Raw genomic sequence first — 24,604 nt, forward strand, 5'->3', positions numbered from 1 at the left:
GACTCCACGACGCGACCGTCGTCCAGGACGACGATCCGGTCCGCATGGCGGATCGTCGACAGCCGGTGCGCGATGGTGATGGTGGTTCGGCCCCGGCTGACGGCGTCGAGTGCGCGCTGGAGGGCGGCCTCGGTGTCGTTGTCGAGGGCGCTGGTCGCCTCGTCGAGGACGAGGATCCTGGGGTCCCGCAACAGCGTCCGGGCGATCGCGATGCGCTGCTTCTCGCCACCGGAGAACCGATGCCCGCGGGCGCCGACGACGGTGTCGTAGCCGTCGGGCAGCGACACGATCAGGTCGTGCACCTGCGCGGCACGGGCCGCGTCCTCGATCTGCGCGTCGGTGGCGTCCGGACGGGCGTAGCGGAGGTTCTCGCGAATCGTGTTGTGCAGCAGATAGGTTTCCTGCGACACCACCCCGACGAGCCCGGACAAGTCGGCGAGCGTCATGTCCCGCAGGTCGACGCCGTCGATGCTGACCCGACCTGATGTGGGATCGTGCAGCCGGGCGACCATCGACGCGAGAGTGGTCTTCCCGGAACCCGTTTCGCCGACCAGAGCCAGTGAGGTACCCGCCGGCGCGGTGACGCTGACGTGGTCGACGGCGTCGCGGTGCGACCCGGGATAGCGGAACACCACGTCGTCGAACCGGACCGTGCCCGCCACCTTCTCGCGCGGCATCGGCACCGGATGCTCGGGATCGTCGATGTCGACGGGCAGGTCGAGGTACTCGAAGATGCGGCTGAACAGGGCGAGCGAGGCGGTGACCGAGACACCGACGTCGAGCAGGCTCATCATCGGGCGGAACAGCGCGCCCTGCAGTCCGGTGAACGCGACGAGGGTGCCGATGGACATGCCGCCCGACGTCGCGGGCAGTCCCGCGACCAGGTACAGCAGCGCGGGGATCGCGGCGAACACGATGTTCATGGTGGCCATGCGCCACCGGCCCGACAGCTGCGAGCGCACCTCCAGGTCGGACAGCAGCGACGAGGTGTCGGCGAACCGCTGCGACATCGCAGGCCCGGCGCCGAGTGTTTTGCCGAGCTGAATTCCGCTGACGGACAACGACTCCTCGATCTGCGTCTGCATGTCGGCGAGGGTCCGCTGGCGCTGGGCGGTGATCTCGCGGCGCATCCGCGCGACGCGGCGCGTCAGCCAGATCGCGGGCGGCAGCACGATCAGCGACAGCAGCGACAGTCGCCAGCTGAGGACTCCCATCGCGACCGCGGTGCCGACGACGGTGGTGACGTTCGCGGCGACCGATGTCGCGGTGGAGGTGACGACGGTCTGCATGCCGCCGATGTCGTTGGTGAGCCGGGACTGCACCTCGCCGCCGCGGGTGCGGGTGAAGAACCCGAGGGACTGTCGCTGCAGGTGCGCGAACACCTGCGTGCGCAGTCCGTGCATGACGCGTTGCCCGACAGTGGTGGAGATCCACGTCTGGACGACGCCGAGCGCCGAGCCGGCGACGGTCACGGCGAGCATGCCGACAACCGACCACACCAGCAGCGGGACGTTCTGGTCCGGGATCGCGTGGTCGATGACGGCCCGGACGAGGAACGGGTTGGCGAGGGTGATGAGTGAGGACACGACGATCAGCGCGACGACGACGGCGACCTGCGTGCGATAGGGGGCGAAGAGCGCGCCGATACGGCGCAGGCTGACCGGCTGCTCGGCGAGCTGGGCGCGGTCGGCGGGGTCGATCTTCGCGGGGCGGCCCGGTCCGGGTCCGCCGAATGGGGGGCTAGTCATTGCACCACCCCTCTCGAAGTGTCGGGGTTAGACTTATTGAGGTTCCCTCACAATGAGGCAGCCGTCAAGTAGCTGTAGGGTGAATCACCATGACCGCCGACCGTCCCGACACCCTCAGGGACCTCGTGATGTCGACCGCCCGCGGACTGCGCCGACGCTGGGTGGACGCCCTGCAGCCGTGGCAGCTGACTCCGCACGAGTACCGGGCGCTGCACGTCATCGGACACGGGGACGATGGCACCCCCCGACTCGGCGACGTCGCGAAGGCGCTGCGCATCGCGCCCCGCTCTGCGACCGAGGTCGTCGACAGGCTTCAGGACCGCGGGCTCGTCGAACGGATCCCGGACGCCGCGGACCGGCGAGCCACGTGCGTACGACTGACCGCGGAGGGTGCGCGCACGATCCGGAACCTGGAACAGGCGCGGGAGGCCGACGCCGACGACTACTTCGCGGCGTTGACCGACGAGGACCGAACCGAACTGCGCCGCATCCTCGGCAAGCTGCGCTGACCCGCCACCCCAGCCCCGACTCGACGCCCCACCGGCTGAAAGCGCCGTTCATCTCGACAGACCGAACGAACGCCACCTTCAGCCGACACACCCACCTGGCTGAAAGCGCCGTTCATCTCGTTGAACCGAACGAACGCCACGTTCAGCCAGGAGTGGGTGGGCCCGGCTGCCTGGGGGCTGGGGCTGGATGACCTAGAGGATCGGGGACGGGGCGTAGGCAGCGGCGTCGGGGTACGCCTCGACCAACTTCTCGACCTGCGCGACGACGGCCGCGACCTGCGCCTCGGCGGCGCCGATGAACGCAGACTTGTCGGCCAGCGCGGCGTCGAGGGCGGCGCGGTCGAGCGGCAGCCGGTCGTCGGCGGCGAGGCGGTCGAGCAGGTCGGGCTCCTTGCCCTGCTCACGCATCGCGAGGGCGACGGCGACGGCGTGCTCCTTGATCGCCTCGTGCGCGGTCTCGCGGCCGACGCCGGCGCGGACCGCGGCCATGAGCACCTTGGTGGTGGCCAGGAACGGCAGGTAGCGGGTCAGTTCCTTCTCGATGACGGCCGGGTAGGCACCGAACTCGTCGAGGACCGTCAGGAACGTCTCGATCTGGCCGTCGATCGCGAAGAACGCGTCGGGCAGCGCGACGCGGCGGACGACGGAGCAGAACACGTCGCCCTCGTTCCACTGGGCGCCGGCCAGCTCGGCGGCCATCGACGCGTATCCGCGCAGCACGACCTGCAGGCCGTTGACGCGCTCGCAGGACCGGGTGTTCATCTTGTGCGGCATCGCCGACGACCCGACCTGGCCGGGCTGGAAGCCCTCGGTGACCAGCTCGTGCCCGGCCATCAGCCGGATGGTGTGCGCGAACGACGACGGTCCCGCGCCGACCTGCACCAGCGCGGACAGGACGTCGTGGTCGAGCGAGCGCGGGTACACCTGGCCGACGCTGGTCAGCACGTGCGCGAAACCGAGGTGCTGGGCGACCTTCCGCTCCAGGGTGTCGAGCTTGTCGGCGTCACCGCCGAGCAGGTCGAGCATGTCCTGCGAGGTGCCCATCGGACCCTTGACTCCGCGCAGCGGGTAGCGGTCGATCAGCTCCCTCAGCCGGGTCAGCGCGACGAGCAGTTCGTCGGCGGCCGACGCGAAACGCTTGCCGAGGGTGGTGGCCTGCGCGGCGACGTTGTGCGAGCGGCCTGCCATCACGAGGGAGCCGTACTCGGCGGCCTTCTCGCCGAGCCGTGCGGCGACCGCGACGCCGTGGGCGTGCACGTGCTCGAGCGAGCGGAGGATCTGCAGCTGTTCGACGTTCTCGGTGAGGTCGCGGCTCGTCATGCCCTTGTGGACGTGCTCGTGCCCGGCGAGCGCGTTGAACTCCTCGATGCGCGCCTTCACGTCGTGCCGGGTGACCCGCTCACGGTCGGCGATGGAGTCGAGGTCGACGTTCTCGACGACCCGCTCGTAGTCGGCGAGAGCCGCGGCCGGAACGTCGATCCCGAGCTCGGCCTGCGCCCGCAGAACCGCCAGCCACAGCTGACGTTCGAGGACGATCTTGTACTCGGGCGACCACAGCGCCTTCAGCTCGGGGCTGGCGTAGCGGGTGGCAAGGACGTTCGGGATGCGGCTCACGGGCATCCAGTCTACGGCCAGGCAGAACTGCCGCCGGACCAGCGGTCGGGGTGTGGTCAGGCGCTCATCGGGGGAGCCACCAGGTCGATCACCTGCAGCAGCATCTCCCGGGCGAGGGTCTTCGGGTCCGGGTCGACTTCGCCGAGGGCCCCGACGACCGCGCCGTCGACGACGTACACCAGCCGCCGCAGCCCCTCCGGCTCGACTTCGCGGCCCGACCGGTGGAGCGCCGTGACGATCAGCGCGTCCTGCTCGGCGCGCAACCGCTGCTGCACGTCCCGCATCTCCGGATGCCGGGCGACCGCGACGGACCGCTCGTACCGGTTGACGAGTTGGTCGTGCCCGGCGGCGTCCTCCTCGAACACCCCGATCAGCATGTCGACGATCAGTTCGACCGTCTCTTCGACGTCGCACTCCCCCTCGGGCGCCTCGTCGATGCGGGCGTGCATGACGTCGAGTTCCCGCTGCCCGGCACGTTCCACGGCGGCCGCGGTCAGGTCCTCGAGGGAGGCGAAGTAGTAGGTGGTCGACGCCAGGGGCACCGCTGCCCGGGCGGCGACGGCGCGGTGCCGGACCGCCTCGAAGCCACCTTCGAGCAGCAGATCCGCCGCCGCGTCGGCAATGGCCAGCCGTCGACGCTCACCCTTGGGAGTCGCGGCTGCACACACGGCGTCATCTTTGCAGCGACGGTGAAAACCTGAGCCGAAATTGCGAATTCGTGTTCGTGTCGATGCCGTCAGCGTCGCAGCGCGTCGCTGCGGGCCATGCGTTCGAGCGCCTCCTCGACGTCGGCGGTGCTGCCGGCGAACGACATCCGCAGGGTGCGGTCGCCGTGCACGGTGTCGAAGTCGATTCCAGGCGCGAGGGCGACACCGGTCTCCCGCAGCAGGTCCGCGCACCACGACGTGGAGTCGTCGGTCAGGTGCCCGATCCCGGCGTACACGTAGAAGGCGCCGTCGGCCGGGGCGAGCTCGGTGATGCCGAGCCGCGGCAGTTCGGCGAGCAGGAGGTCGCGGTTGACGGCGTAGCGCCGCACGTGCCCGTCGAGTTCCTCGATCGACTCCTCGGTGAACGCCGCGACCGCCGCATACTGCGAGATCGCGGGCGGGCAGACGGTCATGTTCGACGCCAGCCGCTGGATGACGGGGACCATCGCGTCGGGCACGAGCGCCCACCCGAGCCGCCATCCGGTCATGGAGAAGTACTTCGACACCGACCCGATGACGACGGACTCGCGCGACGTCTCCCAGGCGCTGGACGTGGGCTCGGTGCCACCGGCGTCCACGGCGAGGCCGGGGGTGCCGAATTCGATCCCGTGGTAGATCTCGTCGGAGATCAGCAGCGTGCCGTGGTCGTCGCACCACCGTGCGAGAGCGGCCAGCTCGGCGGGGTCGATGACGGTGCCGGTCGGGTTGGCGGGGCTGGCGACGATCAGGCCGGCGGGCGGCTCGGGTAATTCCTCGAGCATCGCGACGGTCGGCTGGTATCGGGTCTGCGGGCCGCAGTCGAGCTCGACGACACGGCACCCGAGCGCGGCGAGGGTGTTCCGGTAGGCCGGGTACCCGGGCCGCGCGACGACGACGGTGTCGCCCGCGTCGAAGGCAGCGAGGAACAGCAGTGTGAAGGCGCCCGACGAGCCGGTGGTGACGACGACGTTCTCCGGGTCGACGTCGATCCCCGACTTCCGCGAGTGGTAGTCCGCGATCGCCTCCCGCAGTTCCGTGATGCCGAGGGTCTCGGTGTAGCCGAGGACGTGCCCGTCGATCACCTCGCGGGCCGCGCGCAGCACCGGCGCGGGCGCGGGCGTCGACGGCTGTCCGGCTGCGAGGGTGAGGACGTCGCCGTGGGTGCGGGCCCGTTCCGTCGCGGCCTTCCACACGTCCATGACGTGGAAGGTGGGAACTCGGGACCGCCTGGAATCTGCGCGCACGACTCGACGGTAGGGCATATCTCCCAATCCCCTGGTCGGCGCCCCTGCCGTTCGATCGCCGCCCTGCTGCGTTGTCGTCGGCGCAGATACAACCCCGGTATCTGCTTCTCCTCCGCCTTGCCGGACGACGATCGATCCGTCAGGGGCATCCGAGAGGGATCAGGAGAAACGCCCTAACGCGCCCGAGCCGAGCGCCGCGCCACTCCCCCGCCGAGCGAGACACGGTTGGCGTCGACGGTTTCGCGGAGCGCCCCGATGACGGCGGCGACCTCCGGACGTCGCAACCCCTCGGGACGGGTCACCAGCCAGTAGGCGAGGTTCGCCTCGACCTTGCCCGGCAGCACTCGCACCAGGTCGTCGTGCCGGTCGGCCATGAACGCGGGCAGCAGGCCGATGCCCGCGGCGGCCCGGGTCGCCTCGACGTGCACGAAGACGTTGGTGGCGGTGACGGACTCGCGCATCGAGAGGGTGAGTCTGCGTGCGAGGTCCAGTTCGTCGACCTGCAGCATGGAGTCGACGAAGTACACGAGCGAGTGGTCGGCGAGGTCGTGCACGGTCTCGGGTTCACCGTGCTCGGCGAGGTAGCCGCGGGATGCGTACAGGCCGAGGGTGTAGTCGGCCAGCCACATCGCCTCGGCGCGGTGGACCTCCGGTTTCCCGACGACGATCTCGATGTCGAGGCCGGATCGCTGCTGGGACGCGCGCCGGGTCACGGCGACGATCTCCACCGAGACGTCGGGGTGCCGTCGGCGGATGAGCGCGCCGGCGGGGGCGGCGATGTACGCGCTGAACCCGTCGGTGGCGGAGAGCCGGACGACACCCTTGAGGCGGTCGCCGGAGTGGTCCGAGGCCAGCCCCTGGACGGCGGCCTCGACGCGTTCGGCCGCAGCCAGCGCCTGCCTGCCGAGGTCCGTCAGTTCCCAGCCGCCGGCCGCCTTGGCAAGCACCCTGCCGCCGAGGCTCTTCTCCAGGGACGCGATGCGGCGGGAGATGGTGGTGTGGTTGACCCCGAGGTCGTCGCCCGCGGTGGTGAACCGTCCGGTTCGCGCGACGGCGAGGAGCACGAGGAGATCGTCTGCGCTGGGTACGGGCGGTCCGGAAGACATGTCTGCATATTTGCACACTTGGGCTGCAACTTGCGTCATTGTGAGCGCAGAAACATGCATCGATACTCGGCAGGACAATAGAGATGTGTCACCGGTCACATGAGGAGTTCGCATGAGTGTCGACGAAACGACGCGGGTCGAGGACAACCCGCCTTCCGGACTGAAGAAGGTGGTCGGCGCCTCGATGGCGGGCACCGTCGTCGAGTGGTACGAGTTCTTCCTCTACGGCACCGCGGCGACGCTGGTGTTCAGCAAGGTCTTCTTTCCCGCGGGCGGCAACGAACTCGACGCGATCATCGCGGCATTCGTCACCTACGCCGTCGGCTTCGTCGCCCGCCCACTCGGCGGCATCGTCTTCGGCCACTTCGGCGACAAGTTCGGCCGCAAGCAACTGCTGCAGTTCAGCCTCGTCCTCGTCGGCGCGGCCACCTTCCTGATGGGCTGCCTGCCCACCTTCGACGCCATCGGCTACTGGGCTCCCGCGCTGCTGGTCACCCTGCGCTTCGTCCAGGGCTTCGCCGTCGGAGGCGAGTGGGGCGGCGCGGTCCTCCTCGTCGCCGAGCACAGCCCCAACCGCTCCCGCGGATTCTGGGCGTCCTGGCCGCAGGCGGGCGTCCCGGCGGGCAACCTCGCCGCCACCGTCGTCCTGCTGATCCTCACCACGACCCTCCCCGACGCCGCGTTCCTGAGCTGGGGCTGGCGAGTCGCGTTCTGGCTCTCCGCCGTCATCGTCCTGGTCGGCTACTACATCCGCACCAAGGTCACCGACGCCCCGATCTTCATCCAGGCGCAGAAGGAAGCCGAGCAGGTGAAGGCGACGTCGTTCAGTGTCTTCGAGGTCGTCAAGCGGTACCCGCGCGGCGTGCTCACCGCGATGGGCCTACGGTTCGGCGAGAACGTCATGTACTACCTCGTCGTCACCTTCTCCATCACCTACCTGAAGGTCGTCGTCAAGACGGACACCGCGACGATCCTGTGGTGGATGCTCGCCGCGCACGCCGTGCACTTCGCGGTGATCCCCCTGGTCGGAAGGCTGTCCGACACCATCGGACGCCGACCCGTCTACATGATCGGCGCGGTCACCGCGGGCACCTGGGGCTTCTTCGCGTTCCCGATGATGAACAGCGGCCACAACGCCGTCATCCTCGGGGCGATCATCATCGGCCTCGTGTTCCACGCGTTCATGTACGCCGGGCAGCCCGCGATCATGGCGGAGATGTTCCCCACCCGGATGCGCTACTCCGGTGTGTCCCTGGGATATCAGGTGACGTCGATCGTCGCCGGGTCGCTCGCGCCGATCATCGCGACCAGCCTGCTCAGCCGGTACGACTCCGCGTGGCCGATCGCGATCTACCTGGCCGCCGCCTGCCTGGTCACCGTGGTCGCGGTGTTCTTCGCCCGCGAGACCAAAGGCCTCGCGCTGGAGTCGATCGACGCCGCCGACGCGCGGACCCTCGCCGACGAGAAGAGCGCGGTCCCGGCATGACCGAACAGACTCTCACCGGACGACGAGCGCTGGTCACGGGCGGGGCAGGCGGCATCGGGGCGGCATCCGCCCGCGCTCTCGCCGCCCGCGGCGCGCACGTCACGGTCGCCGACGTCGACGACGTCGCCGCCAAGTCGCTCGCCGACGAGATCGACGGATCCGCCTGGCACGTCGACCTTCTCGACACCGAGGCCCTGGAGAACCTGGCGCTGGACACCGACATCCTTGTCAACAACGCGGGGGTCCAGACGATCAGCGCGATCGAGGACTTCCGGCCCGCCGACTTCCGGCGCATCCAGACGTTGATGGTCGAGGCTCCGTTCCTGCTGATCCGGGCCGCGCTCCCGCACATGTACGCGGGCGGCTTCGGACGGATCCTCAACGTGTCGTCGGTGCACGGGTCGATCGCGTCGCCGTTCAAGTCGGCCTACGTCACCGCGAAGCACGCGCTCGAGGGTCTGTCGAAGGTGACGGCACTGGAGGGCGGACCGCACGGCGTGACGAGCAACTGCGTCAGCCCCGGCTACGTCTCGACCCCGCTGGTGCACGCGCAGATCGCCGATCAGGCGAGGGTGCACGGCATCAGCGAGGCCGAGGTGGTCGAGAAGGTGATGCTGACGGAGAGCGCGATCAAGCGGCTCGTCGAGCCGGAGGAGGTCGGGGAGTTGGTCGCCTGGCTGGCCTCCCCCGGCGCCGCGATGGTCACCGGCGCGTCCTACGCGATGGACGGCGGCTGGACCGCACGCTGACTCACCCCGGCATCGAACGGGGTTCGTGTGCGGTCCGACTTCCGCGGTCCGGGCATGAACCCCGTTCAACCTGCCAAGGGGCGTCACACTGGAGTGGTGATGCCGTCGGTGCCGGTCCTGATGCGCGTCCTGGTGACGTTGCTCGTCCTCCTGTGCGTCCTCGCGTTCGCCGCGTGGGGGTTCCAACGTCGGCTGATCTACTTCCCCGACGCCTCCCCGGTTCCTCCGGCGGCGAGTCTGTTCCCCGGCGCCCAGGACGTCCGACTGGCGACGACAGACGGCCTCGAACTCGGCGGGTGGTACGTCCCGCCGACCGCGGCACCCCGCGACGTCACGGTGCTCGTCGCGAACGGGAACGGCGGCAACCGTGAGGGGCGCGCCTCGCTCGCGGCGGCACTCGCTGCCGAAGGGTTTGCCGTCCTGCTGTTCGACTACCGCGGTTACGGCGGAAATCCGGGCACCCCCACGTCGGCGGGACTCGCACTCGATGCTCGTGCCGCACATCGATTCCTGCTGCAGGACAAGGGTGTACCGCCGTCTCGACTGATCTATCTCGGGGAGAGCCTGGGCACCGCGGTGGTGAGTGACCTGGCGCTCGAGCATCCTCCGGCAGGACTGCTGCTCCGGTCGCCGTTCACCGACCTGGGCTCGATGGCGCGGCGCATGTTCTTCGGGTTGCCGGTCGGCTTCCTCCTCCGCGACCGGTTCGCGGTCGCGGACGCGGTTTCCCGTGTCGACCGCCCGACGACCGTGGTGTACGGAACAGCGGACGACATCGTGCCGCCCGCGGAGAGCGTCGCCGTCGCGGAGGCCGCCCGTGGTTCCGTCGAGCTCGTCGTACTGGAGGGCATCGGGCACAACGACGACGTCATGTTCGGCGCCGGCGTGGCGAGCGCGGTGGCGGCGCTGTCCGACCGGATCGACGCCGCGCGGTAGCTACCGGGGGCGCGTTCACCGACCCGACCTGGGCAACCTGCGTCCCAGGTCGGCGCGCGGTGAACCGCGTGGTGTGAGGGCGACGGTGCGCCGGCCCTCACACCACGCGTCCGACGTCAGAGGTCGGAGGCGATGATGCTCGCGATGTTGCGCTCGGCGAGAGCGGTGATCGTCACGAACGGGTTGACGCCGACGTTGCCGGGCACGAGTGCACCGTCCATCACGTACAGGCCGGGGTATCCGTGCAGGCGGCCGAAGTTGTCGGTGGCCTTGTTCAGCACCGCACCACCGAGCGGGTGGTAGGTCAGGCCCTCGTTCCACACCTTGTTGCTGCCGAACATGTCGGACCGGTAGACCGTGACCTCTTTCTTGTTGATCTTGTCGAACACGACCTTGGCGAGGTCGATGGACTTCTGGGCCTGGGCCTGGTTCCACGACAGCCCGACGCCCCCGGTGCTCGAGTTGTACTGGAACGAGGCGCGTTCCGGGTTCTTGGTGATCGCCAGGTAGAGGCTGACCCACAGCTCGGCGCCCGCAGGGAACGGCGCGATCTCGGCGAACACCCCGTTGGTGTCCCAGGCGTCGATGCCCATGGTCGGGATGGACGACTGGTTCTTGCCGGTGGTGTCCCAGGCGTGATTCGCGCGGGCCACCATGACGTTGCCGTTGGTGCCCCATTCCTGGCCGACCGCGCCGGCCAGGTTCGGCAGGTGGCCCTGCGCCTTCATCGAGACCAGGAGCTTGCTGGTGCCGACGGAACCCGCCGCGAAGAACACCTTGTCCGCGGTGACACTCTTGGTGGCGACGACGCCGCCGGTTTCGTTGATCTGCTCGATGTCCACCGTGTAGCCGGAGCCCGCCGCGGGCGCGACCTTGGTGACTCGGTGCAGCGGGCTGATGGTGACCTTGCCGGTCGCGGCGGCCTGACCGAGGTACGTGACGGGCAGCGACTTCTTGCCGTGGTGATTGCCGAAGATGACCTCGCCGGCGAGGGCGGACTTCGTGACGGTGCCCGCGGCCTCCTGCTTCATGTAGTTGAAGTCGTAGACGTTGGGCACGAACGTCGTCGCGAAGCCGGAACGCTGCGCGACCTTGCGCCCGACCCGCGAGAACTGGTACCACTCAGTGGAATCGAACCAGGCCGGATCGATGTTGTTCACACCGAGCGTCGCGTTCGCGCGCGGGTAGAAGGTGTTGTACATCTCGTTCGCGTCCACGGACGGCAGGATCTGCTCGAACCAGGACCGCTTCGGGGTGACGGCCATACCACCGTTGACCAGCGATCCGCCGCCGACGCCGCGACCCTGGTAGACGTGGATCGCACCCATGTTCTCGGCGTCGAGGATGCCGGTGTACTTGGAGATGTTCCTGTCGATCGAGACGCCGAGGAAGTGCGACACCGGCTGCTTCGTCCGATCCCTCAGCCAGAAGCCACGCTGATCGGGCGAGGCAGTCTGGGTGAAGATCCTGCCGTCGGAGCCCGGGGTGGTCCAGTCGCGCCCCATCTCGACGATGTGGCAGTCGATACCGGCCTGGGCGAGTCGGAGCGCGGTGACTGCTCCGCCGTACCCGGAGCCGATAATCAGGGCGGGCACCCGGTCACCGGTGTTCAGCGCGCGGCGAGGGGATGCGGCAGCACTGACCCAGGAGGACGAGAGTGCGGCGGCACCGACCGCGAAACCTGTTGCCGCCAGAAATCTTCGACGATTCAGCCGGGCGGAGGAGATCGCGCCGCTGGGGGATGTCCGGAACTCGCTCAATGGAACCTCTTTCGGTCACAAGCGGATTTGACTGACTGGTTATACCGAACCGGACCGGACAGATCACCCGAAACCGTCGAGTAATTTCGATACACGGAACAATTGATGGTGATAGTTCGAAAACCACTGCTCGTCAATCGGGTTCGACGGTAGGGTCCTCGTCCCGCACCACGCCGGTGGCATCGGACCGTCCCGAGACCCACCCGGCTGACGGGGACAGTCGGCGGTAGCGCAGTCGCACCACGCCGTCGGCGACTCCGGTTACGAACACCCACGGGTCGGGTACAGGGGAAACATCCGTCGAGCGCACCGCTCGCTAACTCCGAACAGCACTGCGCCCGTGAGTATTCCGGGTCCACAAGTGGACCGCGGAACCCACGGGCGCGACGTGCTCGATCAGATGCTGATGCGACCCTCTTCGGCGGCGAGGCCGATGTCGGTGCGGAAGTGTCCACCCGGGAGCTTGACCGCGTCGAGCTTGGCGTATGCGTCCGCGCGAGCACCCGCGAGGTCGGCACCGGTGCCGACGACGCTGAGCACCCGCCCGCCTGCCGACACGACGACACCGTCCTTGATCGCGGTACCGGCGTGCAGCACCCCGTCGGCCTCGGCACCGGTGATCTTGTCTCCGGTCCGCGGGGTGCCGGGGTAGTTCTCCGCGGCGAGGACGACCGTGACGGCGGCGCCGTCGCGCCACTGCAGCGGCGGCAGGTCGGCCAGCGTGCCGGTGGCGGTCGCGTTCAGTGCCGCACCCAGCGGCGACTCCAGCAGCGCGAGCACGGCCTGCGTCTCCGGGTCACCGAAGCGGCAGTTGAACTCGACGACGGCCGGGCCGTCCTTGCCGATCGCCAGCCCCGCGTACAACAGACCCGAGAAGCCGCTGCCCCGCTTCACCATCTCGGCCGCGACGGGCTTGACGACGTCCTCGACGATCGCGGTGACCGTCTCGGCGGGCAGCCACGGCAGCGGGGTGTAGGCGCCCATGCCGCCGGTGTTCGGTCCGGTGTCTCCGTCGCCGACCCGCTTGTGGTCCTGCGCGGGCAGCAGTGGCACCACCGTCTCCCCGTCGACGAGGCAGAACAGCGAGACCTCGGGACCGTCGAGGAACGATTCGAGCAGCACCGGGTGCCCGTGCTCGAGGATCTCGGCGGCGTGCGCACGGGCCTCCGCCCGGTCGGTGGTGACCACGACGCCCTTGCCCGCGGCGAGTCCGTCGTCCTTGACCACCCAGTTCGGGCCGAACCTGTCGATGGCCGCGTCCAGCTTGGCCGGGTTGTCGACGACCTCGCTGTGCGCGGTCCGCACACCGGCGGCGGCCATGACGTCCTTCGCGAACGCCTTGGAGCCCTCGATGCGGGCGGCGTCGGCGGAGGGGCCGAAGCACGCGATGCCTGCGGCACGGAGTGCGTCCGCGACGCCGGCGACCAGCGGCACCTCGGGTCCGACGACCACGAGGTCCGCGGCTACCTCACGGGCCAGCGCGACGACGGCGTCACCGGACGCGGCGTCCACCGGGTGCTGCTCGGCGATCTTCGCGGTTCCCGCATTACCGGGGGCCGCGACGAGCGCGGTCACTCCCGGGTCGCGGGAGAGGGCGAGCAGAAGGGCATGTTCACGGGCTCCGGAGCCGACGACGAGTACGCGCACGGGTCTCAGACTACGTTCCGACCTGGCCGGTGGGCGACGTCAGGTCGTACAGCGTGACCCCGTCGACAGTGGTCGACGTGAAGTTCTCCGTCACCCACTGCGAGATTTCCGACGCCGTTCCGCTACCGCCCCGGCCGCCACCCATGCCGCCACCGGCGATGAAGTAATGGATCTCGCCGGCCGCGACGTACTGCTGGAACTGCTCGAGGGTCGGCGACGGATCGCTGCCGTTGAACCCGCCGATCGGCATGACCGGACGTTCGGTTGCGAGCTGGTAGCCGGATGCGCTGTTCGAGCCGATCGCGGCAGCGACCCAGGTGTAGCGGTCGGCGTCCTCGGACAGCAGCGCCGTCAGCTCGTCGCTCGGGGTGCTGCCGTTGAGCAGGCCACCGGCACCGCCGCCCATCGCGCCGACCTCCATGCCACCCGGCACCTGACCCGTGCCGCCCGGCATCTGCCCCGCACCTCCGGGCATCTGGCCCATGCCACCCTGCATCTGCGGCGTACCCCCGGGAATCTGCCCCGTGCCACCCGGCATCTGCGGCATCCCGTTCGGAACCTGCCCCATGCCACCCTGCATCTGCGGCATGCTGCCGCCGTCGCGCTGCCCGAAGCCGCGTCCATCACCCGGACCGCCCCGGCCACCGAAGCCCATGCCGCCGGTGTTCGGTCCGGCCGTGACGATCGAGCCGGCATGCGGGGTCGCGATGGTGTCGACGGCGTACGCGGTCGGACCCGCCAGCGCCGCGAGGACGGCAGCGGTGGCGGTGACGGCGGCGAGTGCGCCCGTCAATCGCGGCAGCAGCAGCCCGACCGCGGCGAGCACGCCGACGACGAGGATCACCCAGCGCAGCCACGGGACGAAGTCGGCGCTGCGGCCGAGCAGCTCCCACGCCCACACCGCGGTGAGCGCCATCGTCGCGGCCGACACGATCCGCACCCACAGCCGGTCACGGTGCCGCCACACGGTGACCGCGCCCGCGCCGACGAGCGCACCGATCATCGGGGCCATCGCCACGGTGTAGTACGAGTGAAAGATGCCGGCCATGAAGCTGAACACCAGTGTGGTCGTCGCCAGCCAGGTACCGAACAGGACGAAGGTGGCGCGCTTGCCGTCCGTGCGAACGGCCTTTCCGGACAGCACGATTCCGGCGACGGCGAGGATCAGGGCCGCGGGTAGCAGCCATGCGATCTGGCCGCCCTGCGCGGCGTCGAACATCCGGCCGATGCCGGTCTCGCCCCACATGCCGCCACCCGGACCACCGGCAGGCATACCGCCGCCCATCGCGTAACCCGCGGCGTCGGCCGCGTTGCGGCCACCACCGGGTGTGACACTGCCGACCTCGTTGCCGTTGAGCCGGCCGAGACCGTTGTATCCCAGCGTCAGTTCGAGGATGGAGTTGTCCTGCGAGCCGCCGATCCACGGGCGCGAGTCCGCGGGCCACAGCTCCACGGCGAGCAGCCACCAGCCGGCGGACACGATCATCGCGCCGAGCGCGGCGAACAGCTGCGCGATCCGCTTGCCCAGCTTCGGCGGACCGAACAGCAGGTAGGTGAGCGCGAGTGGGGGAACGACCAGCATCACCTGAAGTTGCTTGGTGAGGAATCCGAAGCCGACGAACACGCCGGTCAGCACCAGCCAGCGGGTGCGGCCGTCCTCGATCGCGCGCAGCAGCGCCCACGCCGCGGCCAGCATCAGCAGCACCAGCAGGGCGTCCGGGTTGTTGAACCGGAACATCAACGCCGCGACCGGTGTCACCGCGAGAACGAGACCGGCGAGCAGGCCGGCGGAGGCACCGAAGTGACGGCGCACCGTGGCCCACAGCAGGGCCACCGAGCCGACACCCATCAGCACCTGCGGCACCAGGATCGCCCACGAGTTGAGGCCGAACGCCCGCACGGACAGCGCCATCACCCACAGCGAGGCGGGCGGCTTGTCGACGGTGATCGAGTTCGCGGCGTCGGAGGAGCCGAAGAAGAACGCCTTCCACGACTCCGAACCGGCTTGTACCGCAGCGGAATAGAAGGAGTTCGCCCACCCGGACGAGTTCAGGTTCCAGAGGTACGCGGCGGCGGTGCCGATCAGCAGTGCGGCCAGCGCCCACGGCTCCCACCGTGGGCGCTGCCGGGGCTGCGGCGCTTCGGGGACCACGGGTTCGTGATCGATGACGGAGGTGGTCACTGGAGAGCTCCCTGGTTCTGGGTCGTGCGGTGACGGAAAACCCACCGCAGTGCGACGAAACGAGTCACGGTGGCAACGAGATTGGCGACGACGAGCACGACGAGTTCGACGTGCTTCGAGGCGTCGGGAACGAATCGGTGCAGCAGGAACAGCGAACCGCTGGTGAGCAGCAGTCCGAAGCCGAACACGGCCAGCCCTTGCACCTGATGCCGGACCGCGCCCGCCCCGCCGCGGACACCGAACGTGAAGGCCCGGTTCGCGGCGGTGTTGAGCACTGCGGTGATCAACAGGGCTACGAAGTTCGCGGCCTGCGCGCCGAGGACGGCGTGCAACATGAGGTAGATGACCATGTACGCGGCCGTCGACGCGACACCGATCAACCCGAAGCGCAGCAACTGCCCGATCATGCCGTGCGGCACCCCTTCGACGAGTGGTTCGCGGCCGAGGGCAGCGCGCAGGTCCGCGACGGGCAGCGTTCCGGTCGCGAGGGCGCGGCCCACCCGGACCACACCCTTGAGGTCGGCAACGGCCGTGGCGACGATGTCGACCGTGCTGTCCGGGTCGTCCACCCAGTCGACGGGCACCTCGTGGATGCGCAGACCCACCCGCTCCGCGAGCACCAGCAGTTCGGTGTCGAAGAACCAGCCGGTGTCCTCCACCAGCGGCAGCAGCTTCCGGGCGACGTCGGTGCGCATCGCCTTGAACCCGCACTGCGCGTCGGAGAATCGGGCCTGCAACGCGCCGCGCAGGATCAGGTTGTAGCAGCGGGAGATGATCTCCCGCTTCGGGCCGCGCACCACCCGCGACGACCGGGACAGGCGGGAGCCGATCGCCAGGTCGGAGTGGCCGGACACCAGCGGAGCCACCAGCGGCAGCAGCGCGTTCAGGTCCGTCGAGAGGTCCACGTCCATGTAGGCGACGACGGCGGCGTCCGAGGTGCTCCACACCGTGCGCAGCGCCCGCCCGCGCCCCTTCTCGTCGAGGTGGACGACGCGGACGTTCGGGAACTCGGCGGCCAGCCGCGTCGCGACGGCGAGGGTGCCGTCGGTGCTGGCGTTGTCGGCGACGGTGATCCGGCTCGGGTACGGGATCGACTCGGCGAGGTGCCGGTGCAGTCGCCGCACGCAACCGTCGAGGTCGCGTTCCTCGTTGTACACCGGTACGACCACGTCGAGCGTCACCGTGCGGATGGGCGCCGTGACCGCGTCGGGGTCGTGGCGAACCAGTGACTTCGTCATGCCAGCAACTGTCGTGGCGGAACCTGCGCCGTCGCTCCGCCCTGCCTGCGAGTTTCCTGTGAGCGATTGACCTTCGAGTCGGTTGAAGCCGGATCATGATCGGGTGGCCCCACTCGACGACCTGATGACGATCGGCGTGTTCGCCCGCTCGACGGGCATCACCCCGAGTGCGCTGCGCTTCTACGCGGACTCCGGCGTGCTCGTTCCCGCTGCCATCGACGACACGACCGGCTACCGGTACTACTCACCCACCCAGCTCGACCGGGCGGTGACGCTGCGCCGGCTCCGCGAGATCGACGTGCCGCTCGACCGGATCGTCGAGATCCTCGATGCCGCCCCCGCCAGGGTGTCCGCACTGCTCGACGAGCACGTCGACCACCTCACATTGCGGGCAGGGCAGGCCCGTGAGACCGCGACGGCGATCCTGGAAGCGCTCGGCCGACCCGGCGGATCCGTCCCCGTCGCCATGGTCCGCGGTCCCGGTTTCGCGGCGGCCGTCGAACAGGTGCTTGCCGCGACCGCGCACGACACGGAGCACCCGGCACTGACCGGTGTGCGGGTCGAGTCGTCCGAGGACGGCCTCGTACTGACGGCCACCGACCGTTACCGGCTCTCGACCCGGACCGTCGCGCCGACCCGGCCGGGCGCCGCATGGGCGGGCACCGTCGACGGCGACGACCTACGCCTCACGCTGGGCTGGATACGGCGCCAACCGGTGGTCGAGCTGCGGGTCGACGCCCGGGGACTGACCGCCGTCGGAGGTTCGGACTCCCGCGTGTGCCGGCTGCTGCCCGAACCGTTCCCCGACCACCGCGCGGTGTTCGCCGCACTGTCCCCGGTCCGCACCCGCGTCATCGCCGCTCGGAACGCGTTGGTGGACGCCATGTCCGGCGTCGCCGGCGACCGCCTCCTGCTGACCGTGACACCGAATTCGCTGCGGGTGTCCGGAATCGGCATGCCGGTGGTCGAGGTCCCGTCGTCCGCGCACGGCGACGCCGTCACGGTCGCGTTCGAGGTGACGACCCTGTACCCAGCCATCACCAGCACGGCGGGCCCCGACGTGATGCTCGACGTCGCGACCCCCGACCAGCCGGTGATCGTCCGGTCTGCCGACGACGGCGACCTGACCACCCTCGTCATGCCCGTCCGCCACGAAGGAGCACCCACATGACCGACACGGCAGCACCCGACACGACGATGGCCGCGATCATCGAGGCCGTCACCGCGGGACGGCAGGGCGACACTGCCGGCGCCCGGACCCGACTGCTCGCGCTGTGGGAGGAGATCACCCCCACCGGCGACGCGCTGCACCGCTGCACCCTCGGCCATTACCTGGCCGACCTGTACCCGGACGCCGCGCAGGCGTTGATCTGGGACATACGCGCGCTCGACGCGGCAGCGGCCCTGACGGACGCACGCGCGCAGGACCACCACGCGTCCCTGCAGGTCGCGGGCTTCTACCCGTCGCTGCACCTGAACATCGCCGACAACCTGCGCCGCCTCGGGTCGTTCGACGCGGCCCGCGAGCACGTCGAGGCCGGGCGGGCGCGGGTGGACGCCCTGCCGGACGACGACTACGGCGCGATGCTGCGCCGCGCGCTCGTCGAGGTCGGCGAGGCGGTCGAGGCGCAGTCGACCGAGGTTCGCCCGACCGCACCGACGATGTGACCGGCGGCGCATAATCGCAGCCATGGCATCCGTGTTCAGCATGATCATCGCCGGCGACCTGCCGGGCCGTTTCGTCTGGGAGGACGACGACGTCGTCGCCTTCCTGACCATCAACCCGATCACCAAGGGACACACCCTCGTGGTTCCCCGGGCCGAGATCGACCAGTGGCAGGACCTCGACGGCGAGGTGTTCGCGAAGGTCTCCAAGGTCGCGCAGATCGTCGGCCAGGCCGTCCGGAAGGGTTTCGACGCCCCCCGCGCCGGCCTGCTGATCGCCGGCCTGGAGGTGCCGCACCTGCACCTGCACGTGTTCCCGGCGTACAGCCTGGGCGACTTCAACATCTCCGGCGCCGATCCGAGCCCGTCCCCGGAGTCCCTCGACGAGGCCCAGTCGACCATCAAGGCCGCGCTCCGCGACCTCGGCCACGGCGCCAACGTCCCCGACTGACCTCCCCCAACGCCGTCACACCCCTGTTCGTCGCATGAACGGTTCCGTTCACTCGGTCTGATCGAGTGAACGGAACCGTTCATGCCGACGGCGGGTGTGTCCCGGCGAGCGGGAACCGGAGTGCGGGGCGTCGGGTACTCGGATTGAGTTGGACTCCTTGTCCGACCCCGAGGAGTTGTGATCGCCCCGTGACTGCGCCCGATTCACCCGCTGTCGATTCACCCCTGTACCGCCCCCTGCGCATCCGCGGCCTGGAACTGCCCAACCGGATCGTGATGACCCCGATGACGCGGACCGCGTCGCCGGGCGGCGTCCCGACGGAGGCGGTCGCGCAGTACTACCGGCGACGCGCGGCGGGCGGCACCGGTCTGATCGTCACCGAGGGTGTCGGTATCGACCTGCCGAGCGCGATGGACCACCCGGACGTGCCGAACCTGCACGACCCGATCGCTCGCGACGGATGGCGGCGCGTCGTCGACGCCGTGCACGAGGCGGGCGGGCGGATCGCGCCTCAGCTGTGGCACGTCGGTCCGCTGTTCGGCGCGATGCGCCGTGTCGACGACGTCGCACCGATGCGACCGTCCGGACTGTGGGGCGAGCCGGGCGTGACGTCATATCCCCAGGAGTACGTCGACCGGTCGGTCACACCCACCGCGGCAATGACCGAGTCCGACATCGCGGCCGTGATCGAGGCGTTCGCGGACGCCGCCCGCACCGCCGCCGACCTCGGTTTCGACGCGATCGCGATCCACGGTGGCCACGGCTACCTGCTCGACGCATTCCTGTGGTCGTCGACGAACCGCCGCGACGACGACTGGGGTGGAGACCTGCTGCGCCGCACCGCATTCCCCGTGGCTGTGGTCCGTGCCATCCGGGAGGCGATCGGTGACGAGATGCCGATCCTGTACCGGTTCTCGCAGCACAAGCAGCAGAACTACACGGCCCGGACCGCCGAGACACCGGAGGAGCTGGGGATCGTCCTCGGTGCGCTGGTCGATGCCGGAGTGGACGTGCTCGACGCCAGCTCACGCCGTTTCGACGCCCCGGCCTTCGACGGCAGTGACCTGTCGCTGGCGGGCTGGGCGAAGAAGACGACGGGCGCGATCTCGATGGCCGTCGGCAGCGTCGGACTCGGAAAGTCTCTGCGGGACGGGCGACTGGCGGGCCCGACAGTCGAGTCCGTGGACAACATCGCCGAGCTCGAACGCCGCATGGGTGCAGACGAATTCGATCTCGCCGGCATCGGACGCCTGCACCTGGCGGACCCCCGGATCGCGGAGACTCTGCGGCAGCGTGGCCCGTTGCCCGAGTTCGACCGTCGCAGGCACGAGGCCGTCCTCACGTAACGCGGCTGCGCCGCCTGTGCGCACTTTAGGTAGTCCCCACTACCAAAAGTGCGCACAGGTGGCGGAGGCGCCCACTCACCAACCCTTGACTGCGGTCCCGTCCCAGCGCGGATCGGCGAGCAGCTCGGGCGTCGGACCGACGAAGGCGCGCGCGGCGTCGGCGTCGGCGGTCAGGGTGAAGCGCAGCCACGCGGTGAGGTACCCGCGGAATCCCACGCCGTCGGATGGCCAGTTGTGGCCGACCCCCAGCAGGCGGCCGCGGGCCGCCGGAACCGGGCTCACGGCGTGATAGGCGGCCTGCGGGACGGCCGTCGAGACCGGATCCTCGGCGCCGGTCAGGTAGAACACCGGCCCCGTCAGTCGAGCAACGTCGATCACGTCGACGGGCCGGGTGAACCACCAGGGATCGGGCAGATCGAGCACGGCGGTGGAGGTGACGAGCCCGCCCGAGTCGGTGCTGGCGTTGATCGCTCCCCCGGCGCCCTGCGAATGCCCGACGGCACCGACGTGCTCGACATCGATGCGATCGTGAAAGATGCTCTCCGGGTTGTCGTTCTGCGCCAGAACGTAGCGCGCCGCCGCCAGGATCTCGGTCCCGTCGCCGGTGACGCTGCTGTCGGCGACCACGACGACGAAGCCCCACGAGGCCAGGTGACGCAGTAACCCCTCGTACTGCTCGTGCGTCGCGTAGCTTCCGTTTCCGAAGGTGACCACGGGGTGCCGGTCGGGGCTCGTCGTGATGTCGGCGGGATGGAACAGCTGGTACCCCGGCACCGAAACCGATGTGACCGCATGGATTCCGGTGTCCGCGTATCGCTCCCCCACGGGTTGCCGGTCCGGTTCGGCGGGCGCCGTGGGGGCTGCCGCGGGTACGGATGCGCCAGCCGGGGCGGACAGTACCGCCGCCGTCGGCATCGCGATCATCGCGGCGAGGAACAGCGTCCGGGCCTGTCGAGCGGAGGGCAGCAGAGGTCGTCGCATCGTCACCCGCCCACCTTAGCCAGCGCCGCGGGGAGCAGATTCCTGTCGTGGCCGTGGACATTCCGAGCAGAGACGACCCCGCGGCGCAGACACGAAACCCTGCTGAGGGTTCCACGACCCGCTCTCCCGTCCGGTCGTGGAAAATCACCACGGACACCGAGGTTGCTCCCGGTCCGGCTGACGTGGCGGGCCGAGGATCGACGACGGGAGAACGGGGAGTGACGGAGAGCTGTCAGAGCTGCCCACCGGCGTCGACGACATGCGTGGTGCCGGTGACGTACCGGCCGCTCTCTCCGACCAGGTACAGGACGGCATTGGTGATGTCGCTCGATTCGAGGGCGGGTACCGGGAGCGCGTTGAGGGTGAGCGCAGCCTCCTCGAAGTCGGCGCGGGTGGCCTTCTCGAGGTCGGGCCGGAAGAGTTCGTAGGTCGCGTCGTTGAGGATCATGTCCGTGGCCACCGTGGTGGGATGGATGGTGTTGACCCGGATCTTCTGCGGCGCGAGCTCGACGGCCAGGACCCGCATGAATCCGACGAGGCCCGCTTTCGCCGCCGAGTAGTGCGCGGTGTTCGCGTTGGCCTTCAGGGCCGCCAGCGAACTGGTGATCACCACCGAGCCGCCGCGGCCACCCGCGACGATGTGCGGCACCGCGGCCGTGACCGTCTTCCACACGCCGGTGAGATTGACGTCGATTATCGTCGACCACGTCTCCTCGGACATCTCGAGAGTCGGTGCGGGCACCGAGATGCCGGCGTTCGCGATCACGATGTCGAGCCGGCCCAGCTCCGCCACACCGGCGTCGACGGCGTCCTTCAGTGCCGCGAGGTCCCGGACGTCGACCTCGCGGGTGACGATTCGCCGACCCAGCGCCTTGACCTGGCGTTCGGTCTCGGCGAGGTCGTCGGGTGTCGCCATCGCGTAGGGCACCGTCTCCAGCTGCCGACAGACGTCGACGGCGATGACATCGGCGCCTTCCTCTGCCAGCCGCACCGCGTGACTCCGCCCCTGCCCACGCGCAGCACCGGTGACGAACACGACCTGGCCATCGAATTGACCCATGAGAGTAGACCTTTCGGCACATGCAGCGCCGACCTTCAGCAGCGCTGCGTCGTACCGTCGAGGTTATGACAGTCGATGACAAAATGGAATCCCCGACACGACGAAATGGGCGGGACATCAGTTCGTCGGCGACCTGGAACCATGGACCCGTGACAGACACAGCGGACCGCGGAGGCCGACCGGCGGCGACGAGCGCGCACGAGCTCGCCGCCGTCGCGCAACGCCTGTTCGTCGAGCAGGGGTTCGACCAGACCAGCGTCGAGGACATCGCGCGCGCCGCCGGAATCAGCGGCCGCACCTTCTTCCGGTACTTCCCGACCAAGGCGGACGTCCTGTGGGTCGAGTCGGAGGGCGAGATCGGGCTGCTCCGCGAACGGCTCGCCGCCGGGGCGCCGACCGAGCGGTACGAGGACGTCGTCGTGCGGGCCGTGGTCGACGCCCTCGCGACCTTCCCGGACGATCAGGTCGAGTGGGCCAGGCACCGCGCCCAACTCGTGTTGCGGGAACCCGCGGTTCAGGCACAGGCGTTCCAGCGCCACGCCCGGTGGCGCGCCGCGGCCGTCGAGTACGCCGGAGCCCGAACCGGACAGCCCGTCGACGCCCTGTTCCCCACCGCGGTCGGGCACGCCGCCCTCGCCGCGACACTCACCGCGCACGAGTACTGGGTCGCGCACCCCGGTTCCGATCTGACCGGGATCCTCGAACAGGCGCTTCGCCTGCTCCTTCCCGCCGAGCCCGCGGGCTGAGTGGCTCCACCACCCTGTGCGCGAGTTTGGTAGTGGGAGCTACCAAACTCGCGCACAGGTGCCGGAGGCGCCTACTCGCGGGGAAGGCTCACCCGGAACACCGCTCCCCCGCCCTCCGGCGAATCCACGGTGACGGTGCCGCCGTGGGCGGCAACGAGCGCGGCGACGATCGACAGTCCGAGGCCGCTGCCGCCGGACTCGCGGGTCCGTGACGCGTCGGCTCGGTAGAAGCGCTCGAACACACGCTCCCGCGCCTCCGCGTCGAGGCCCGGTCCGGTGTCCGCGACCTCCAGCAGGACCTGGTCGTCGACGGTGCCGACGCGGACGGTGATCGCGGCGTCGGCCGGGGTGTGTCCGAGCGCGTTGCCGATCAGGTTGGTGAGCACCTGCCGCAGTCGCGCGTCGTCGCCGATCACCTCGGTACGGCCGGATCCGTCGAGGACCTCGAGATCGATCCGGCGGTCCGGTGCCATGGCGCGGGCGGCATGAACCCCGTCGGCCGCGACCGCGAGCAGGTCCACCGGCGCCTTCGCCAGCGGACGCTGTGCGTCGAGTCGGGCGAGCATCAGCAGATCCTCGACGAGCAGACCCATCCGGGACGCCTCCGCCTCGATGCGGCCCATCGCCTGAGAGGCGTCCGGTACGGCACCCTGCCGGTACAGCTCCGCGAATCCGCGGATCGTGGTGAGCGGGGTGCGCAGTTCGTGGCTGGCGTCGGCGACGAAGCGCCGCATCTTCTCCTCGGAGCGGCGCGCCGACTCCTCCGACGCCTCCGTGGCGGCGAACGCGGTCTGGATCTGCTCGAGCATGCCGTTGAGCGCGACGGTGAGCCGGCCCACCTCGGTCCGTTCGTCCCGCTCCGGGATACGTTGGTGCAGACGGCCTTCCGCGATGGCTTCCGCCGTCTGCTCGACCTCGACGAGGGGCGCGAGACTGCGGCGGACCACGAAGTAGCCGATGACGCCGAGCGCGATCAACACTGCGACGCCGATCCCGATCTGCAGTCCGATGAGCCGTTCCACGGTGGCGTCGACGTCGTTGAGACGCACCGCGACGGTGACCGTGCCGTCGGGGGTGGTCGTGGTCAGTGTCCGCCACCGCTGGTCGGGGTTGCCGACGGAACCGACGGTGACCGGTGTGGTCCCCGGATCCTCCGGGAGGTCCGGTTCGAGTGCCTGGTCGTTGATGACCATCCGGACCTCGCCGTCCGGGGCGACGGTGCGCACGTAGAACGGGCTGGGTGGCCGGGACGGTCCGGGTTCGGCGATCGCCGCCTGCGGCGGGAAGTGCCGCGGCTTCGCCCAGGTCATCGACGCATCGCGGAGCGAGCTGTCGATCCGGGCGATGAGCGAGTTCTCCATCGCGGAGGTCACCGCGACCCCCGACGCCAGCAGCCCCAACGCCGCGAGCACGAGCAGGGCCCCGACGAGGGTGACCCGCAACGGCAGCC

Annotated in this window: 21 protein-coding genes; 9 read left to right on the forward strand and 12 right to left on the reverse strand. The window is 69.8% G+C overall.

Annotation, left to right across the window (positions count from 1 at the left end):
• Nucleotides 1–1,748: ABC transporter ATP-binding protein (locus tag ACFSJG_RS25575; RefSeq protein ID WP_378488060.1), on the reverse strand; the 1,748-nt coding region annotated here is incomplete at its 3' end.
• A gap of 89 nt (nt 1,749–1,837) precedes the next feature.
• On the opposite strand from ACFSJG_RS25575, the gene ACFSJG_RS25580 reads away from it, so the two are divergent.
• Nucleotides 1,838–2,257: a MarR family winged helix-turn-helix transcriptional regulator gene (locus tag ACFSJG_RS25580; protein ID WP_378488061.1), complete on the forward strand. Its 420-nt coding sequence runs from the start codon at nt 1,838–1,840 to the stop codon at nt 2,255–2,257.
• Nucleotides 2,258–2,449: 192 nt separating this feature from the next.
• Here the strand turns inward: ACFSJG_RS25580 and purB are convergent, their stop codons facing one another.
• The 4 genes from purB to ACFSJG_RS25600 all read right to left on the reverse strand — a co-directional run bounded on the left by purB (nt 2,450) and on the right by ACFSJG_RS25600 (nt 6,907).
• On the reverse strand, nt 2,450–3,871 hold the full coding sequence (purB, locus tag ACFSJG_RS25585; protein WP_378488062.1) for an adenylosuccinate lyase: 1,422 nt from the start codon (nt 3,869–3,871) through the stop codon (nt 2,450–2,452).
• Between the two features lie 56 nt (nt 3,872–3,927).
• Entirely contained in the window at nt 3,928–4,539 is a 612-nt protein-coding gene (locus tag ACFSJG_RS25590; RefSeq protein WP_378488063.1) for a TetR/AcrR family transcriptional regulator, read from the reverse strand.
• Nucleotides 4,540–4,607: 68 nt separating this feature from the next.
• Nucleotides 4,608–5,801 carry a pyridoxal phosphate-dependent aminotransferase gene (locus tag ACFSJG_RS25595; protein ID WP_378488064.1) on the reverse strand — a complete coding sequence of 398 codons (1,194 nt, stop codon included), beginning with the start codon at nt 5,799–5,801 and terminating at the stop codon, nt 4,608–4,610.
• A gap of 173 nt (nt 5,802–5,974) precedes the next feature.
• Nucleotides 5,975–6,907: a LysR family transcriptional regulator gene (locus ACFSJG_RS25600; RefSeq protein ID WP_378488065.1), complete on the reverse strand. Its 933-nt coding sequence runs from the start codon at nt 6,905–6,907 to the stop codon at nt 5,975–5,977.
• Nucleotides 6,908–7,019: 112 nt separating this feature from the next.
• Here ACFSJG_RS25600 and ACFSJG_RS25605 point away from each other — a divergent pair, with 112 nt between their 5' ends.
• From ACFSJG_RS25605 to ACFSJG_RS25615, 3 genes are all read left to right on the forward strand, one after another.
• Nucleotides 7,020–8,393: an MFS transporter gene (locus tag ACFSJG_RS25605; RefSeq protein ID WP_378488066.1), complete on the forward strand. Its 1,374-nt coding sequence runs from the start codon at nt 7,020–7,022 to the stop codon at nt 8,391–8,393.
• The gene (locus tag ACFSJG_RS25610) at nt 8,390–9,142 is read left to right on the forward strand and encodes a 3-hydroxybutyrate dehydrogenase (RefSeq protein WP_378488067.1); all 753 of its coding nucleotides are present in this window, start codon (nt 8,390–8,392) and stop codon (nt 9,140–9,142) included. The genes ACFSJG_RS25605 and ACFSJG_RS25610 overlap by 4 nt, the downstream gene beginning before the upstream one ends.
• Nucleotides 9,143–9,241: 99 nt before the next feature.
• Nucleotides 9,242–10,078 carry an alpha/beta hydrolase gene (locus ACFSJG_RS25615; protein ID WP_378488068.1) on the forward strand — a complete coding sequence of 279 codons (837 nt, stop codon included), beginning with the start codon at nt 9,242–9,244 and terminating at the stop codon, nt 10,076–10,078.
• A gap of 116 nt (nt 10,079–10,194) precedes the next feature.
• Here the strand turns inward: ACFSJG_RS25615 and ACFSJG_RS25620 are convergent, their stop codons facing one another.
• The 4 genes from ACFSJG_RS25620 to ACFSJG_RS25635 all read right to left on the reverse strand — a co-directional run bounded on the left by ACFSJG_RS25620 (nt 10,195) and on the right by ACFSJG_RS25635 (nt 16,905).
• The gene (locus tag ACFSJG_RS25620; RefSeq protein WP_378488069.1) at nt 10,195–11,673 is read right to left on the reverse strand and encodes a GMC oxidoreductase; all 1,479 of its coding nucleotides are present in this window, start codon (nt 11,671–11,673) and stop codon (nt 10,195–10,197) included.
• Nucleotides 11,674–12,234: 561 nt separating this feature from the next.
• Nucleotides 12,235–13,485: a phosphoribosylamine--glycine ligase gene (gene purD / locus ACFSJG_RS25625; protein ID WP_378488070.1), complete on the reverse strand. Its 1,251-nt coding sequence runs from the start codon at nt 13,483–13,485 to the stop codon at nt 12,235–12,237.
• A 10-nt stretch (nt 13,486–13,495) separates the two neighbouring features.
• A complete protein-coding gene (locus ACFSJG_RS25630) occupies nt 13,496–15,667 on the reverse strand; it encodes an ArnT family glycosyltransferase (RefSeq protein WP_378488071.1) in 2,172 nt (723 codons plus the stop codon).
• On the reverse strand, nt 15,664–16,905 hold the full coding sequence (locus ACFSJG_RS25635; protein WP_378488072.1) for a bifunctional glycosyltransferase family 2/GtrA family protein: 1,242 nt from the start codon (nt 16,903–16,905) through the stop codon (nt 15,664–15,666). Before ACFSJG_RS25635 ends, ACFSJG_RS25630 begins: the two co-directional genes overlap by 4 nt.
• Nucleotides 16,906–17,008: 103 nt before the next feature.
• On the opposite strand from ACFSJG_RS25635, the gene ACFSJG_RS25640 reads away from it, so the two are divergent.
• From ACFSJG_RS25640 to ACFSJG_RS25655, 4 genes are all read left to right on the forward strand, one after another.
• Complete coding sequence (locus ACFSJG_RS25640) at nt 17,009–18,076, forward strand: DNA polymerase III subunit beta family protein (RefSeq protein ID WP_378488073.1); 1,068 nt, start codon at nt 17,009–17,011, stop codon at nt 18,074–18,076.
• Nucleotides 18,073–18,573, forward strand: coding sequence for a hypothetical protein (locus ACFSJG_RS25645; protein ID WP_378488074.1), 501 nt, complete (start codon nt 18,073–18,075; stop codon nt 18,571–18,573). The genes ACFSJG_RS25640 and ACFSJG_RS25645 overlap by 4 nt, the downstream gene beginning before the upstream one ends.
• Nucleotides 18,574–18,595: 22 nt before the next feature.
• Entirely contained in the window at nt 18,596–19,021 is a 426-nt protein-coding gene (locus ACFSJG_RS25650) for an HIT family protein (protein ID WP_378488075.1), read from the forward strand.
• 188 nt (nt 19,022–19,209) lie between these two features.
• The gene (locus ACFSJG_RS25655) at nt 19,210–20,367 is read left to right on the forward strand and encodes an oxidoreductase (protein ID WP_378488076.1); all 1,158 of its coding nucleotides are present in this window, start codon (nt 19,210–19,212) and stop codon (nt 20,365–20,367) included.
• A 75-nt stretch (nt 20,368–20,442) separates the two neighbouring features.
• Here the strand turns inward: ACFSJG_RS25655 and ACFSJG_RS25660 are convergent, their stop codons facing one another.
• Complete coding sequence (locus tag ACFSJG_RS25660; RefSeq protein WP_378488077.1) at nt 20,443–21,348, reverse strand: poly(ethylene terephthalate) hydrolase family protein; 906 nt, start codon at nt 21,346–21,348, stop codon at nt 20,443–20,445.
• A gap of 232 nt (nt 21,349–21,580) precedes the next feature.
• Nucleotides 21,581–22,408, reverse strand: a complete 828-nt coding sequence (locus tag ACFSJG_RS25665) for a mycofactocin-coupled SDR family oxidoreductase (RefSeq protein WP_378488078.1) — start codon at nt 22,406–22,408, stop codon at nt 21,581–21,583.
• A 149-nt stretch (nt 22,409–22,557) separates the two neighbouring features.
• Between ACFSJG_RS25665 and ACFSJG_RS25670 the strand changes: the two genes are divergently transcribed.
• A complete protein-coding gene (locus ACFSJG_RS25670) occupies nt 22,558–23,154 on the forward strand; it encodes an acyl-CoA-like ligand-binding transcription factor (protein WP_378488079.1) in 597 nt (198 codons plus the stop codon).
• Nucleotides 23,155–23,225: 71 nt separating this feature from the next.
• Here the strand turns inward: ACFSJG_RS25670 and ACFSJG_RS25675 are convergent, their stop codons facing one another.
• Nucleotides 23,226–24,602: a sensor histidine kinase gene (locus ACFSJG_RS25675; protein ID WP_378488348.1), complete on the reverse strand. Its 1,377-nt coding sequence runs from the start codon at nt 24,600–24,602 to the stop codon at nt 23,226–23,228.
• Nucleotides 24,603–24,604 lie beyond the last annotated feature (2 nt).

Source organism: Rhodococcus gannanensis (assembly GCF_042681175.1).
In the GTDB taxonomy this organism is placed as follows: Bacteria; Actinomycetota; Actinomycetes; order Mycobacteriales; family Mycobacteriaceae; genus Rhodococcus_G; species Rhodococcus_G gannanensis.